13 protein-coding genes are annotated in these 15,169 nt (G+C 61.8%); 12 read left to right on the top strand and 1 reads right to left on the bottom strand.

What is annotated here, in order from left to right:
* The first annotated feature begins 59 nt into the window (after positions 1 to 59).
* From ACXAIC_RS08125 to ACXAIC_RS08070, 12 genes are all read left to right on the top strand, one after another.
* Complete coding sequence (locus tag ACXAIC_RS08125; protein ID WP_475175534.1) at positions 60 to 1,364, top strand: TolC family outer membrane protein; 1,305 nt, start codon at positions 60 to 62, stop codon at positions 1,362 to 1,364.
* A gap of 9 nt (positions 1,365 to 1,373) precedes the next feature.
* Positions 1,374 to 3,644 carry a type I secretion system permease/ATPase gene (locus tag ACXAIC_RS08120; RefSeq protein WP_475175532.1) on the top strand — a complete coding sequence of 757 codons (2,271 nt, stop codon included), beginning with the start codon at positions 1,374 to 1,376 and terminating at the stop codon, positions 3,642 to 3,644.
* Complete coding sequence (locus tag ACXAIC_RS08115) at positions 3,628 to 4,935, top strand: HlyD family type I secretion periplasmic adaptor subunit (RefSeq protein ID WP_475175530.1); 1,308 nt, start codon at positions 3,628 to 3,630, stop codon at positions 4,933 to 4,935. Before ACXAIC_RS08120 ends, ACXAIC_RS08115 begins: the two co-directional genes overlap by 17 nt.
* A 34-nt stretch (positions 4,936 to 4,969) precedes the next feature.
* The gene (locus tag ACXAIC_RS08110; protein WP_475175528.1) at positions 4,970 to 5,737 is read left to right on the top strand and encodes a transglutaminase-like cysteine peptidase; all 768 of its coding nucleotides are present in this window, start codon (positions 4,970 to 4,972) and stop codon (positions 5,735 to 5,737) included.
* Between the two features lie 62 nt (positions 5,738 to 5,799).
* A complete protein-coding gene (locus ACXAIC_RS08105) occupies positions 5,800 to 6,672 on the top strand; it encodes a PaaX family transcriptional regulator C-terminal domain-containing protein (RefSeq protein WP_475175527.1) in 873 nt (290 codons plus the stop codon).
* 134 nt (positions 6,673 to 6,806) lie between these two features.
* Positions 6,807 to 7,805 (top strand): 1,2-phenylacetyl-CoA epoxidase subunit PaaA, encoded by a 999-nt coding sequence (paaA, locus tag ACXAIC_RS08100; protein ID WP_475175525.1) that lies wholly within the window; start codon positions 6,807 to 6,809, stop codon positions 7,803 to 7,805.
* A 30-nt stretch (positions 7,806 to 7,835) separates the two neighbouring features.
* Complete coding sequence (paaB, locus tag ACXAIC_RS08095) at positions 7,836 to 8,123, top strand: 1,2-phenylacetyl-CoA epoxidase subunit PaaB (RefSeq protein WP_475175524.1); 288 nt, start codon at positions 7,836 to 7,838, stop codon at positions 8,121 to 8,123.
* 110 nt (positions 8,124 to 8,233) lie between these two features.
* Positions 8,234 to 8,959 (top strand): 1,2-phenylacetyl-CoA epoxidase subunit PaaC, encoded by a 726-nt coding sequence (gene paaC / locus ACXAIC_RS08090; protein WP_475175742.1) that lies wholly within the window; start codon positions 8,234 to 8,236, stop codon positions 8,957 to 8,959.
* Positions 8,960 to 8,970: 11 nt separating this feature from the next.
* Entirely contained in the window at positions 8,971 to 9,522 is a 552-nt protein-coding gene (gene paaD / locus ACXAIC_RS08085; RefSeq protein ID WP_475175523.1) for a 1,2-phenylacetyl-CoA epoxidase subunit PaaD, read from the top strand.
* A gap of 46 nt (positions 9,523 to 9,568) precedes the next feature.
* The gene (paaE, locus tag ACXAIC_RS08080; protein WP_475175520.1) at positions 9,569 to 10,645 is read left to right on the top strand and encodes a 1,2-phenylacetyl-CoA epoxidase subunit PaaE; all 1,077 of its coding nucleotides are present in this window, start codon (positions 9,569 to 9,571) and stop codon (positions 10,643 to 10,645) included.
* A 48-nt stretch (positions 10,646 to 10,693) separates the two neighbouring features.
* Positions 10,694 to 12,766, top strand: coding sequence for a phenylacetic acid degradation bifunctional protein PaaZ (gene paaZ / locus ACXAIC_RS08075; RefSeq protein WP_475175518.1), 2,073 nt, complete (start codon positions 10,694 to 10,696; stop codon positions 12,764 to 12,766).
* A 526-nt stretch (positions 12,767 to 13,292) separates the two neighbouring features.
* Positions 13,293 to 13,961, top strand: a complete 669-nt coding sequence (locus ACXAIC_RS08070; RefSeq protein ID WP_475175516.1) for a hypothetical protein — start codon at positions 13,293 to 13,295, stop codon at positions 13,959 to 13,961.
* 217 nt (positions 13,962 to 14,178) lie between these two features.
* Here ACXAIC_RS08070 and nrdF read toward each other — a convergent pair whose 3' ends face one another.
* Positions 14,179 to 15,168 carry a class 1b ribonucleoside-diphosphate reductase subunit beta gene (gene nrdF, locus ACXAIC_RS08065; protein ID WP_475175513.1) on the bottom strand — a complete coding sequence of 330 codons (990 nt, stop codon included), beginning with the start codon at positions 15,166 to 15,168 and terminating at the stop codon, positions 14,179 to 14,181.
* Between the last annotated feature and the right edge of the window lies 1 nt (position 15,169).

The raw sequence follows: 15,169 nt of genomic DNA, 5'->3' as shown, positions 1-15,169 counted from the left end.
GGTCAAAGACCTTGCTGTCTCTGGTTCTGTTGTCGGGTTTCACGCTGTCCGGAGAGGCCATGTCCCTCCGCGAGGCGGTCGACCGGGCGGTGTCCACGCACCCTCAGGTTCTGGCGGCTGCGGCCAGCCGGCGGTCTACCGGCTATGACTATGCCCAGGCACAAGGGGCCTATCTGCCAAAGGTGGATCTGGAAGCGTCTTTTGGGGCGCAATATGTCGACCGGCCGAATTCGCTTTCTGAGGCGGATAATCGCGCCTGGCGCAATGCCCGGGATGCAACACTGGTGGCCCGGCAGGTGTTTTTCGATGGTTTTGCACGGGCCAATGAGATCTACCGCCAGTCCGCGCGGGTGGACGGATCTGCTGCGCGGGTGATGGAACGGGCGGAGCTGATTGGCCTGGATGCCGTGGAAGCGTTTCTGGATGTGGTCCGTCATCACCGGATCTTGCAGGCAGCAGACGTCAATATCCGCGAGCATGTGCGGCTGCTGGACATTGTGCGCACCAAGGTCGAAGGCGGTTCGGCAACGGAGAGCGAGTTGCGCCAGGCCGAGGAGCGTGTTGCGGCTGTGCATGCGGTGCGCGCGGATGTGCTGCGGGAACTCGGGGCCGCCAAGGCCCGGTTCGAGGCCGTCATCGGAGTGCCTCCCCCGGCACTGTCTGCGCCGGAGCGCCCGGATGCTCTGCCAAAAAGCCAGGCGAAGGCCATTGCGGCGGCGCGCGCCAACCACCCTTCGCTCCGGGCCGGATCTGCGGATGTGGATGCGGCCAGGGCTGATTATGACAAGTCCCAGGCGTTGTTCCTGCCGAGCCTGGGCGTCGAGGGGCTGGCATCCGTGGGCGAGGATCTGGACGGCACACCCGGGCGCAACAACGAATTTGCCGTGCGCATGACCATGTCCTGGAACCTTTTCAATGGCACGATCGACACCAGCCGCAGGCGGCAATTGGGCGAGCAGGTGACGGAAACCAAGTTGCAGCTCGATTATGTGAGGCGTCAGGTGGATGAAAGCGTGCGCAGGTCGTGGAGCGATATTGCGGCCAACGATCTCCGTCTGAAAGCCCTGCAGCAGCAGAGCGTTGCCGCCAAGGCTGTGATTGTCAGCTATGAAAAGGAATATGAAGCGGGTCTCAGGGATCTTCTGGACCTGCTGATTGCGCAGAATTCGGTCTTCACCTCCCGTGTCCAACTGATCAGTTCTCAGACGATTGACGTCTTTGCGCGCTATCGGCTGCTGGCCTCAACAGGCAGCCTACTTGCTTCCGTCGGTGTTTCTGCCCCATCGGAAAGCCAGCCCGGACCGGAGGAGTTGCCATGGTTTGTCGGGTCGCAAGGGCTGATCGAACCCTTGCGCAAGTGGTGAGGGGCCGCCATGGAAGAGGGGGAACCGATCATCCGGCGGGACAGCCGCCGCGCTGATCTGGATGGGGAGGCCCCTTCCGGCATGGCACTCTCCGGGGGCGCTGCGCTGGCTCCCTTGGCCGATGCGGTTGAGACGCCGCAGACAGGCCTGCTGGAGGCGCTGGTGCATGTGGCCCGGTTTCACGGAATTGCCGTCAATCCGGGCGAGCTGACACGCGGGCTGCCCTCGGCCGGGCCTGGCCTGAGACTTCAGGATCTGGAGGAGGCCGCCCGGCGGGTTGGGCTTGTCGTGCGGATCGAGCAGCGTGCGGTTGCAGGTCTTCCGCAGGTCGCTTTGCCCGTCATCGTTGTGCAAAGGGGGGAACCGGCTGTGGCCGTGGAGGCGGTTGACCGGGCGAAAGGGACCGTGCGGATCCCGGAAGATCTTGTGATGGGGCCAGGGTTTGGCGGCTTTCGGGACGTGCCGCTTGAGGCGTTCGAAGGGCGCGGTCTGCCGGTGGTGGTGTTTGTGGGACTGGTGCCGGGCGGGCGAAGGAGGCAGCAACAGGAGGACACCCCGAAGGACTGGTTCTGGTCGGCGGTGCGCCGGTTCTGGCCGAATTACCTGCAAGTGGTGGTCGCGGCTCTGATCGGCAATCTGCTTGCGCTGGCCAGCCCGCTTTTCATCATGAATGTCTATGACCGGGTCATTCCCAATCTGGCGATCCCCACCCTTTGGGCATTGACCGCCGGTGTTCTGATCGCCTTTCTGTTCGACTTCATTTTCAAGATGCTGCGCATGGGGCTGGTGGATGAAACCGGGCGGCGGGTCGATATGGCGGTGGCAGGGAGGATGTTTGATCACGTCTTGCGGCTGAAACTGTCCGGGCGGCCTGCCTCCACAGGTGGGCTGGCCAATCAGGTCCGGGATCTTGACAGCGTGCGCGATGCTTTGACCTCCTCCACGGTGATTGCGGCAACCGATCTTCTGTTCATCGGTATTTTCGTTTGGGTGATGTGGTTCCTGGTTGGTCCGCTCGCCTGGGTGCCAGCCCTTGCCGTGCCGCTGGTTGTTGCGGTGACGGCTCTGGTGCAGCGGCCGCTCTCAAAGGCGCTGGCCCAGAGCCAGGCCGATGCGGCCCGCCGCCAGTCGGTTCTGGTGGAAACGGTCGGGGCGCTGGAAACGGTCAAGGTGAGCGGCAGCGAAAGCTGGTTCCGGCGGGCCTGGGACCGGTCCGTGGCTGCCACCAGCCGCTCCACCACCCGGGCCCGGTTTTGGGCCAATGTCGCTGCCGCTTTCACCGGTGTTGTCTTTCAACTCGTGTCGATTGTCATCGTGGTCTGGGGCGTCTTTCTGGTGTTGGAGGGCCGGATCACAATCGGCGCCCTGATTGCGGCAAATATACTGGCTGGCCGGGTGTTGAGCCCGTTGAACAATATTGCCCAGACCCTGGCGCGCTTGCTGCATGCACGCAGCGCCCTGCGCAGTCTCGACCGGCTCATGGAGGCGGGCATGGAAACCGGCGTGAGCGCCCGCGCCCTGACCTTTCCGGCTGACCCCGGCCTTGCCTTTCAGGATGTCTGCCTGACCTATCCGGGCAGGTCCGTGCCCGCGCTGGACAAGGTCAGCTTTGCTCTCAAGAAAGGCGAAGCGGTCGGTGTGATCGGCCGGGTCGGCTCGGGCAAAAGCTCGCTGGTCCGGGTTCTGGCCGGTCTTTATGAACCGCAGGCAGGCACCTATCTGCTGGGCGGTGTCGACACGCGCCAGTTTTCCGCTGCAGATCTGAGGGCCTCTGTCGGCCTGTGCCTGCAGGATGCGGAACTGTTCACCGGCAGTCTCAAAGACAATATCCTGATGGGCGCTGCCGATGCCTCGTCCGCAGATCTTGAAAGAGCTGTGCATCTGGCCGGTGTTGATACTTTTTCCGCCCACCATCGGGAGGGGCTGGAGATGGCGGTCGAAGAGCGCGGGCGCAGCCTGTCAGGTGGCCAGCGGCAGGCGGTTGCGCTGGCCAGGTGTCTTATCCGTCGCCCGGACATTTTGTGCCTGGATGAGCCGAGCGCCTATCTCGATATCATGTCGGAGCGCCAGCTGTGCCAGCGTTTGCGCCGGATTGCGGAGGAGGGGGTGACGCTTGTCATCGCCACCCATCGGGACGGGCCTTTGGACCTTGTTGACCGCCTGCTTCTGCTCGACCGGGGCAAGCTGGTGATGGATGGGCCAAAGGAAGACGTTCTGGCGCGGCTCAAGGCCGGTGCGCAGACAAGTCTCCGGGGAGGTGATGATGTCCCGGCTGGATGAGGTCTTTGCCAATGATCTCAGGGCCGCACTGGACCAGCGGCGTCAGGCCGGGCTCTGGGGCGTGCTTCTGGCGGCTCTGGGGCTGCTTGGCGCTTTGGGGATCTGGGCGTCGCTGGCGGAACTGGAAGAGGTTACGACGGGAGCCGGGCGGGTGATCCCTTCGAGCCAGATCCAGGTGGTGGAAACTCTGGAGGGCGGGCTTGTTGCCGAGATCTTCGTTCGGGAAGGGGATGTGGTGGCACCCGGGGACCCCTTGCTCCGGATTGATGATACCGGCTTTGCAGCGCGGCTCGGGGAACTTGAAAAACAGCGCGCGGCCCTCAAGATCCGGGTTCAGCGTCTGCAAGCAGAAGCAGAGGGACACCAGCTGGACCTGAGAGAGGATGGGCAGGCACCACCGGAAGCGGCCCGGGAGCTGGCGCTTTTTGAGGCGCGCCGGATTGCCCTGCGTCAGGAACTGTCGGTGATCGAACAGCAGCTGTCCCAGCGCCAGCTGGAAAAGGCCGAATTGCAAACCCGGCTGGAAAGCGCCGGTGTTTCAGCATCGCTGCTCGACGAGGAACTGGCCCGGGCGCGGGAGCTGGCAGAGGCAGGCGCCTATCCGAAAATGGATCTGCTGCGCCTGGAACGGGAAGCCCGGGGCGGGCAGTTGGACGTGGCGGTGTTGAAGGCGTCAATCCCGCGCGCTGAAGCCGCCATTACGGAAGCTTCCGCGCGGCGCGACAGCGCTGTGCTTGGTTTCCGCGCCAGGGCGCATGAGGCCTTGACCCAGACCCAGACCGAGTTGACCATTCTGGAGGAAACCATCACCTCAGCGCGGGACAAGGTGCGCCGTACAGTGCTGCGGGCACCGGTGCGCGGCATTATCAACAAATTTTCCGTTGCCACCATCGGAGCTGTTGTCTCACCGGGTGAGAACCTTTCAGAGATCGTTCCGCTGGAAGACACGCTCCTGATCGAAGCCCGTATCCGGCCTCAGGATGTGGCTTTCCTGTATCCCGGGCAAAGTGCCCGTGTGCGGGTAACAGCTTATGATTACACGCTCTATGGTGACTTGCCCGGTACGGTGGAACGCATTGGGGCGGATACGGTCACGGATGAGGACGGGCAGACCTATTACCGGGTCATTTTGAAAACCGAGCGCAACTGGCTCGGAACGGAAAGCAGTCCTTTACCAATCCTTCCGGGAATGGTTGTCAGTGCCTCCATTTTAACCGGGAATAAAACGGTCCTCGACTATCTGTTGAAGCCCATTATCAAGGCGCGTTCGGAAGCTTTTCGCGAGAGATGAGCACAGTCCGGCCCGCCTGAACCGGGCAGGGTCGATGGCATTTGCAAAGGGATACCGCGTCGGGCTGACGCTCCTTCTGGGGCTCTGCGGTGCTGCAGGGCTGGCGACCGCTGGTCTGACGTCTGCGGGCGCGGCGGCTGCTGCCGAGTTTAGCCGGGCCGCCAATGCTGGCCGGCATTTTCAATCCACTGTTGCGCCCGGCCGTCCTGATCCACAGCTGAAGCAGACTGCCTTTTCAAGTGATGTCTCAGGGTTTGAAAAACGGTCCGACACGGTTCTGGCGCGGCGCTGGTCGCGTGCCCGGGCCAGGCTGGCGGCTGAGGCGGGGTGGCTTTCGTCTTGTGGTCACGGTGCGTGCCGGGACCGGCGGGCAGCGGTCTGGCAGCGCGCGGTGGCGCGTGTCAAGTCCAGCCCCCGTCATGGGCAACCGGCTCTGGTGCAAGCGGTTCTGTCGCAGCGGCTCCGCTATGTGCGGGACAGCGCATTGGATGACCATTGGGCCAATCCGCTGGCGACCCTTTTGTCAGGCGCCGGGGACTGCGAAGATCATGTTCTGTTGAAACGGGCGCTGCTGGTGGCTGCAGGCTACCGGGAAGACACCTTGCGCCTGATCGTGCTGGAGACAGCGCAGGGCCAGGGGCATATGGTTCTGCAGATCACGGGTGATCAGTCCTTTGTGCTCGACAACCGCTCCCGCTATCCGGTGCCTGCCGAGGCGCTGAAAGACGACCGGGTTGTCGCCGTTGCAACGGGGGCGGGGTTTTTCCTTGTCCAGACTGCCGGTCATAGACCTGCACTTTAATAGAGCACATTCTTTTTCAAAAACTGAATATGGTGTGATATAATTTTTCAGAGGTGCCTTTCATGCCGACTGACCCGTTTGACCTGCAGTCCAAAGCCGCCGTTGATACGGTGCCGCGGGCTCCTGCCTTTATCGTGACGCTTTATGGGGATGTTGTCGCCCCGCGCGGCGGCGCCCTTTGGATGGGGGATGTGGTTGCCTGTTGTGCGCAGCACGGCATCAATGAAAGCCTGGTGCGCACGGCCATGTCGCGGCTGGTGGCCGCAGGCAAGCTGCGCGGCGAACGGGTGGGGCGCAAGAGTTTCTACCGGTTGACGGAGGCGGCAGAGGCCGAATTTCAGACCGCTGCCCGGGTTCTCTATGCCCCGCCGCCGCTGGCGCGGGGCTGGCTGATAGCACCCGGCGCACAGGGGCCTTTGCCTGACGGATGGGCGTTTTTGGGCTCCGGTCTGGCCATTGGCCCGAACCGCTCCGATCTGCCCGCTTTGCCCGGCCTTGTTCTTTCCGCAGAGACCGTCAGCACGCCGCAAGAGTGGCCCGCGCTGAGCCGGGCGCTGTGGGATCTGGACCTTGTTGCGGATCGATACCGGTCCTTTTTGCAGCGGTTTGAAGGGCTGGTGGACCTTGCCGCCAGCGCTGATCCAGGCAAGGCCATGCCGGGAGAGCGGGCGCTCGCGCTGCGTCTTCAGCTTGTGCATCATTACCGTCATGCGGCGCTCAAAGATCCGCGTCTGCCAAGAGAAGCCTGGCCGGACGGGTGGCCGGCGGAAACGGCCCGCCAGCTCTTTGTGCGTCTTTATCTGGCGCTTGTGAACGAGGCCGATGCCTTCATCGGGCACGGGTTCCGGGATATCGGAGGACTGCTGCCGGACCGGACGGGGGCAACCTGCCTCCGTTGCGACCGGCTTTTGCGGGAGGCGGCCGGGTTTGCTTGACTGCGGAAGTTGGGGCGGGCTCTCTAATACATCACATTTTTAGAATTTTTGTTTTTAGTGTGATGTAATATGCTATCGTTGGTCAGCTGTCGGGCAGGAGGAGTGTCCGGCAGACCCGCATGGGAGGAGAGGCCATGTATGCGCAGCTTGTGAAATCTGAGGGGCTGAAACCCCGCTCAGACATGACGCCGGAAGAGCAGTCCTTTCAGGACCGGGTCGACCGGGGCGATAAGATCGAGCCGAAAGACTGGATGCCGGAGGGCTACCGCAAGACCTTGATCCGGCAGATCGGCCAGCATGCTCATTCGGAAATTGTCGGCCAATTGCCGGAAGGCAACTGGATCACGCGGGCGCCGACCCTGGAGCGCAAGGCGATCCTGCTGGCCAAGGTGCAGGACGAGGCGGGCCACGGGCTTTATCTTTATTCGGCCGCCGAGACCCTGGGTGTGTCGCGGGATGAGTTGCTGGAGAAGCTTCATTGCGGGCAGATGAAATACAGTTCCATTTTCAACTACCCGACCCTTACCTGGGCGGATATTGGCGCGGTTGGCTGGCTTGTGGACGGGGCGGCGATCATGAATCAGGTGCCGCTGCAGCGCACCTCCTATGGGCCCTATAGCCGCGCCATGATCCGCATCTGCAAGGAGGAAAGCTTCCACCAGCGCCAGGGCTATTCGATCATGATGAAAATGGCCTCCGGGACCGAGGCCCAGAAGGAAATGGCGCAGGATGCCCTGAACCGGTTCTGGTTTCCGGCTCTGATGATGTTCGGTCCGTCCGACAAGGACTCGGTCCATTTAGCCCAGTCCATGGCCTGGAAGATCAAGATGAACACCAATGACGAGCTGCGCCAGAAATTCGTCAACGAAACCGTGCCTCAGGCCGACTATCTGGGGCTGAAAGTTCCGGATGAGAAGCTTGCCTGGAACGGAGACAAGGGCGGTTATGACTTTTCAGAGCCGGACTGGACGGAGTTTTTCGACGTGATCAAGGGCAATGGGCCATGCAACCGGGAGCGGCTGGAGGCACGGGTGTCCGCCTGGGAGGACGGCGCCTGGTTTCGGGAGGGCTTGAGTGCCTATGCGGACAAGGCGGCGCAGCGCCGTCAAATGGCTGTGGACGCGGCGGAATAGGCTGGATCAAAGACGAGGGGAGGACAGGCCGTGAGCAAAAAGGAATGGCCGCTTTGGGAGGTCTTCATTCGCGGACAGCACGGGCTGAACCACCGCCACGTGGGCAGCCTGCATGCGCCGGATGCGGAAATGGCGGTCAACCATGCGCGTGATGTCTATACGCGCCGCCGGGAAGGTGTGTCGATCTGGGTGGTGCCGTCAAAGGAGATTACGGCCTCCAGCCCCTCAGACAAGGGACCGTTGTTTGATGCGGCGGACAGCAAGACCTACCGCCATCCAACCTTCTTCGACATTCCGGAAGACGTCGGAAAGATGTGATGGAAACGGCCGTTAACACGAAAGCACCTTTATTGCTAGAGACCGGGGCGGCAGACCCCTTTGTGCGTGATGCTGCCTTGCGGCCAGCGCTGTTCGACTGGCTGTGCCGGATGGGCGACAATGCGCTGATCCTGGGCCACCGCACCTCTGAATGGTGCGGCCGGGGGCCGGTGTTGGAAGAAGATATTGCGCTGGCTAACACGGCGCTTGACCTGATCGGCCATACCCGCCTGTGGCTGGAGCTTGCAGGGGAGGTGGAGGCGGCCGGACGCAGCGCTGACGACCTTGCCTATCTGCGCGATGCTATCGCTTTCCGCAATTGCCTGCTGGTGGAACTACCGAAGGGCGACATGGCCGTGACGATGATGCGTGAATTTCTGTTCGATGCCTTTCATCATCTGCTGCTGAGCTGGCTGGCAGCGCAGTGCCGCAGCACACGCATCCGCGAGATCGCGGCAAAGGCCCTCCGGGAAGTCAGTTATCATCTGGACCGGGCGTCCGATCTGGTGGTGCGCCTGGGTGATGGCAGTGCGGAAAGCCACCGGCGCATGCAGGACGCACTTGATCGCCTCTGGCCCTATACGGGCGAATTGTTCACCGCAGACGCGGTTGATACGCAGATGATGGACGCCGGTCTTGCCCCGGACTTGCGCGCCTTGCAGCCGGAGTGGGACCGCCTTGTCCGCGATACGCTGGAGGAAGCCACGCTGACAGCACCTGCTCCGGGCGGCTATGCCCACCTGGGGGGCAAGCAGGGCCGGCATACGGAACATCTGGGGTTTGTTCTTGCCGAAATGCAGTTTCTCCAGCGGGCCTATCCGGGCGCGCAATGGTAGGGGGTGCGGCCATGCCAGCGATGTTGACACCAACCAAGGATATGTTGGCTGAAGGCCTGCCTAAGATTGAGGAAATCTGGGCTTGGCTGGCCGAGGTGCCGGACCCGGAAATTCCGGTTGTCTCCATCACCGACCTTGGGATCGTGCGGGAGGTCCGTTATGACGGCGCCACCCTGGTGGTGGCAGTCACGCCGACCTATTCGGGCTGCCCGGCAACAGCGGTGATTGATCTCATGATTGAGGAGAAACTGCGGGAAAAGGGCATGACAGCGCTTGCGCTGGAGCGGCGCTTGTCGCCGCCCTGGACCACAGACTGGGTAAACACTGCGGCGCGGGAAAAGCTGCGGGCATTCGGAATTGCCCCGCCTGTCGATGGCACGGCGCCGGACCGCATGAGCGCGAAGGCAGCCCGGCTTTCCGGCACAGCGGGTCTTGTTGTGGCCTGCCCGCGCTGCGCTTCGGCTGAGACGGAGCGGGTGAGCCAGTTCGGCTCGACCCCCTGCAAGGCCGCCTGGCGCTGCCGGGCCTGCCTGGAGCCCTTCGATTATTTCAAATGTTTTTAGAGCTCCGGCACATACCAAAGCCCGGGGGCGGGCAGGAGAGAAGAAAATGGCACGGTTTCATGCCCTGGAAGTGACCGACATTCGCCGGGACACCCGGGATGCGGTTGTGCTCACCTTGAAGCCGGACGCAAACGCGGCCAAGGATTTTGCCTTCATTCAGGGCCAGTATCTGACCTTCCGGCGGGACTTTCACGGCACGGAGCTGCGCCGGTCCTATTCGATCTGCGCCGGGCTTGATGACGGCCTGCTCAAGGTGGGCATCAAACGGGTCGAGGGCGGGGCCTTTTCCTCCTGGGCAAATGAGCATCTTAAGGTCGGGGACCGGCTGGAGGCCATGGCCCCGATGGGCCGGTTTTTCACACCTCTCGACCCGGAGCAGCCCAAACACTATCTCGGCTTTGCGGGCGGGTCTGGCATCACGCCGGTTCTGTCGATCCTGAAGACCGTGCTGGCGCGGGAACCGGAGAGTTCATTCACGCTGGTCTATGCCAACCGGCAGACAAGCTCCATCATGTTCCGTGAAGAGCTGGAGGATCTGAAGAACCGCTATCTTGGCCGCTTCTCGCTCATCCATATTCTGGAAACCGATGCTCAGGAGATCGATCTTTTCTCCGGCCGGATCGATGCTGAGAAAATGGACGGGCTCTTAACCCATCTGATCAATCCGGAGACGGTCGACACAGCCTTTATCTGCGGGCCGGAGCCGATGATGAAGGTCATCTCCGGGCGCCTGAAGGCCCATGGGCTTGGGGACGACCAGATCCGCTATGAACTGTTCAAGTCGTCCCAGCCTGGGCGGCTCAAGCAGCGGCCAAAGATGGCGGCTGAGGACCGTCACGCGGGTGCCTGCGATGTCTCGGTCACGCTGGATGGAACCACACGGCGCTTTTCCATGGCGCGGGACGGGACGTCCGTTCTGGAAGCGGCGCTGGAGGCCCATCTGGACGCGCCCTATGCCTGCAAGGCCGGGATCTGTTCCACCTGCCGGGCCAAGGTGCTGGAGGGCTCGGTGGAGATGGAAGCCAACCACGCGCTGGAGGATTACGAGGTCCGCGCCGGCTATGTGCTGTGCTGCCAGAGCCGCCCCACCTCCGCCCGGCTGGTCCTGAGCTATGACGATTGAGCCTGCGGGCCAACATCAACGCATGCCAAATAAAAGAAAGGACACTCCATGAGCGGAGCGGGAGCGAAGGCGCGCCGTCTGGAAAGCTATCTGGAAGGGGCCTGGCGTCCGGGGCAGGGCGAAGGGCGGCCGGTGCTGAATGCCGCGACGGGCGTTCCCCATGCCCTGATCGGAACAGAGGGGCTGGACTTTGCGGCCGCGCTTGATTGGGGCCGGGCTGTGGGCGGTCCGGCCCTGCGCGCCATGACCCTGCACGAACGGGCCTTGATGCTGAAGGCAGTCGGCTTGAAGCTGATGGACGAAAAAGAGCTGTTTTATGCGGAGAGCTTTGCCACCGGTGCCACGCGTTCGGACGGCTGGATCGACATTGAAGGCGGCATCAGCACCCTGTTGACCTTTGCCTCCAAGGCCCGTCGGGATTTGCCAAACACCAAATTGCTCACCGAAGGCCCGGTAGAGCTTCTGTCCCGGGATAACAGCTTTTCTGCCCAGCATATTCTGACCCCGTTTCAGGGCGTTGCCATTCACATCAATGCTTTCAACTTTCCCGTCTGGGGCATGCTGGAAAAAATAGCCCCGGCACTGATTGCCGGTATGCCCTGCCTGATCAAGCCTGCCTCCCAGACCGCCTATCTGGCCGAGCTGGTGGTGCGCCGCATTCTGGCCACCGGCTTGTTGCCAGAGGGCGCACTGCAGATCGTGACCGGGTCGGCCGGGGGGCTTCTGGATCATGTGAGCGAGCAGGACGTGGTCACCTTCACCGGGTCTGCCGCAACCGGGCACAAGCTGAAATCCAGCCCGGCAGTGCTGGCCCATTCGGTGCGGTTTACCATGGAAGCGGACAGTCTGAATGCTGCGATCCTTGGCCCGGACGCAGGACCCGGCACGGCGGAATTTGATCTCTTCGTGAAAGAGGTCTGCCGGGAGATGACGGTAAAAGCCGGGCAGAAATGCACGGCCATCCGCCGGGTGATCGCTCCGCTGCGCCATGAGAGGGCTCTCATGGAGGCTATCTCTCAGCGTCTCGCCGCCACGCCGGTTGGCCTGCCGGACGATGAGCGCGTGCGCATGGGCGCGCTGGTTTCGCTCAAGGACCGGGAGGATGTGAAAGCCAAGGTGCAGGCGTTATCCTGCGAAGCGGAGATTGTCTGCGGCGGGCTGGACTTGGTTGATCTTGTTTCTGGCGATGTGAAGCACGGCGCCTTCATGGCTCCTGTGCTGCTGCACTGCGCAGATCCACTGTCAGCCGGGGCGGTTCACGCGGTGGAGGCCTTTGGACCGGTGGCCACCGTGATGGCCTACCGGGAGCCCGAGGAAGCTGTGGTACTGGCGCAGAAAGGGCGGGGCTCTTTGGTCTCTTCTCTCTTCACTGATGATGCGGTAGTTGCCCGGGAGATTGTCGCTGGTCTTGCGGCTTTCCACGGCCGGGTGCTGATCGGCAACCACCGCTCGGCGAAAAGCTCTACTGGGCATGGCTCGCCACTGGCACCTCTGGTTCATGGCGGACCGGGCCGCGCCGGGGGCGGCGAGGAAATGGGCGGCATGCGCGGGGTCAAACATTTCATGCAGCGCACCGCCCTTCAGGGCACGCCGGAGCTTTTGTCTGCGGTCACCGGCCAATGGATGGAAGGGGCGTCTGCCCAAAGCGGGGGGCATCCGTTCCGCAAGTCCCTGGCCGGATTGGCAATCGGGGATCAGATCGTGACAGAGGCGCGCGAGGTGAGTCAGGAGGATGTGGAGCATTTCGCGGAGTTTACCGGCGACACGTTCTACGCTCATATGGACAGCGATGCGGCCAGGGCCAATCCGTTTTTTGATGAAAGGGTCGCCCATGGCTACCTGATCGCGTCTTTTGCTGCCGGTCTTTTTGTCGATCCGGCACCGGGGCCGGTTCTGGCCAATTACGGCGTCGATAATTTGCGCTTCCTGACCCCGGTCTATTTTGGCGACAGCCTCAAAGTGCGTCTGACCTGCAAGGAGATCAACCCGCGCGCAACCGCCGATTATGGCGAAGTGCGCTGGGACTGTCAGGTCACCAAGCAGACCGGTGAGATTGCCGCGCAATATGATGTTCTGACCCTGGTAGCAAAGGACTGGGCGGCGCCAAAGGACAGCACCTGATGCCAACCTCACCATCCAATAGGGTCTTATTTATTGAGGCTTGTGTGAGGCGCGGGGGGATAAGGCGCAGTCCCCCTGTCTCCTGCCCTTCTTGAGAAGGGCGCAACTGCCGGAAATGCGCGGCAACTTGGTAAAATCATCAATTTAAGCTATTATAGGGCCGGTTTGATGAAGATGCTGGCCGCAGACGTTTTTTTGGCAAGCAGGCATCCCCCGGGCTTGAAGATGGGGCCGGCAGGAAATTGACAACGGACCAGAGCGCGCCGCGTTCTTGGGGAAACAAACCGGTTTGTCATGTGTGTTGAGTTTTTTGTTTTCAGGCGGCCAAAGGCAATCCGATGAGTTTCGGCTTGTGGCCAACGACGCGGTAGCGGCTTTTTTGGAGCCTTTTTCACGCGCTCCGGTGTGCAATTGGACAAGTGGGCAGTCGGCTGGCCGGTCTTTTGCCAGCCGGGACGTTGGGCGCAGGCCGTGTGTCATTGAAACTGCGGTCTGCTGTGATCGACTGAACCGAAGGATTTCAGATATGCAGACGCGTTTTAATCCTGCGACACACGGGTTTCATTTCAGCAACAAGGACATTCGCTGGAGCTATTTTGGTGCCAGCGGGCGGCAATTATGCGGCGGTATGTCCTTTGCAGCGCTTGATTTTTACTATTCCAACACCCCGATACCCAGCGATACGACACCGCCCGCCGAGCACTCGACCTTGCATGGATATATCAACCGCCGGCAGTTTGATGCCCACGGATTTGCCTTTCCCTATTTTACCGGCTCCGCCGCGGATACGAGACCGCAGCAACGGTACGAGGACAGCAAGAGGCAGCAGTTCAGGTTGTTGAAACCTTACCTGGACCGGGAACAGCCCTATCCCATTCTGCTGGACGGGGGCGGGACGCCCTCCCGCAGCCACTGGGTGGTTGCCATCGGCTATGATCTTGTCAACGGAAGCCGGGACAGTGTCGCGCGGCTCCATGTCTATGACAACAATCAGCCAGATACAGTTCGCCAGCTGACGCCCATGGACAGCGTCCATCGCTGGCAGCTGCTTGGCGGATCGCAATATGATGCCTTCGTAGCAGGCACATGCTACCGGCTGGTCCGTCCGACGGCGGAGGAAATGGCACGGCCTGCACATGCAGGCCAGGCGCTGCGTGGCACCAGCCCTGGCGGGCACGGCATTGGGCCGTTGTGATTTGAACGTGGCGCAAGTGTCGGCTGCGAACAGGCAATGCGGGCCCGCCCGGCCGAGGTGGCCCAGTGTCAGGTCCTCCAGTGTCAGCTGGTCCGGTGCAGGGGGCGGGTGAAACCAAAAAGGCTGCAGCCTCATGACTGCAGCCTCTTTGTGTCTGTTGCGTTGAAATCTGTGATTTCAGGCTGCGAACGGCCAAGCCCTTGAGGAGCGGCTGGCTTTAAAAATCCCAGTCTTCGTCTTCGGTCGCCACCGCCTTGCCGATGACATAGGACGAGCCGGACCCGGAGAAGAAGTCGTGGTTCTCGTCCGCATTCGGGGAAAGCGAGGCCATGATGGCCGGATTGACCTGGCAGACACTGTCCGGAAAGAGCGGCTCATAGCCCAGATTCATCAGCGCCTTGTTGGCGTTGTAATGGAGGAAGTGTTTTACATCCTCGGTCAGGCTCACCCCGTCATAGAGGCTTTCGGTGTATTTCGACTCGATCTCGTAAAGGTCGAGCAGAAGCGAGAAGGCAAAGTCCTTGATCTCCTGCCGCTCCGCGTCCCCGGTCTTTTCCAGCATGCGCTGGAACTTGTAGCCGATGTAATAGCCGTGAACGGCTTCATCGCGGATGATCAGGCGGATCAGATCGGCCGTGTTGGTCAGCTTGGCCCGGCTGGACCAGTGCATGGGCAGATAGAAGCCGGAATAGAACAGGAAACTTTCCAGAAAGACGCTGGCGATCTTCTTTTTGAACGGCGAAGACGCAGCGTCATATTCCTGGAGGATCAGTTTGGACTTGGCCTGAAGGAATTCGTTTTCCTCCGACCAGCGGAAAGCCTCATCCACATCCGCCGTCCGGCAGAGGGTGGAAAAGACAGAGGAATAGCTGCGCACATGGACCGCTTCCATGAAGGCAATATTTGTCAGCACCGCTTCTTCATGGGGCGTGAGCGCATCGGCCATCAGGGTGGGCGCCCCGACCGTATTCTGGATCGTGTCGAGCAGGGTCAGGCCGGTGAACACGCGGATGGTGAGCTGCTGCTCGTCCTCGTGCAGCGTTGCCCAGCTCTGAATGTCGTTGGACAGGGGCACTTTTTCCGGCAGCCAGAAATTGACCGTGAGCCGGTTCCAGATTTCCAGGTCCTTGTCGTCTTCCAGCCGGTTCCAGTTGACGGCCCGGGGCACGGGCCGGGCCAGATTGGGAAGGGGTGTGTGCAGGGTCATT

The organism is Roseibium sp. AWQ4_254, from assembly GCF_056161025.1.
This window is presented reverse-complemented; position numbering and strand designations above follow the sequence as displayed.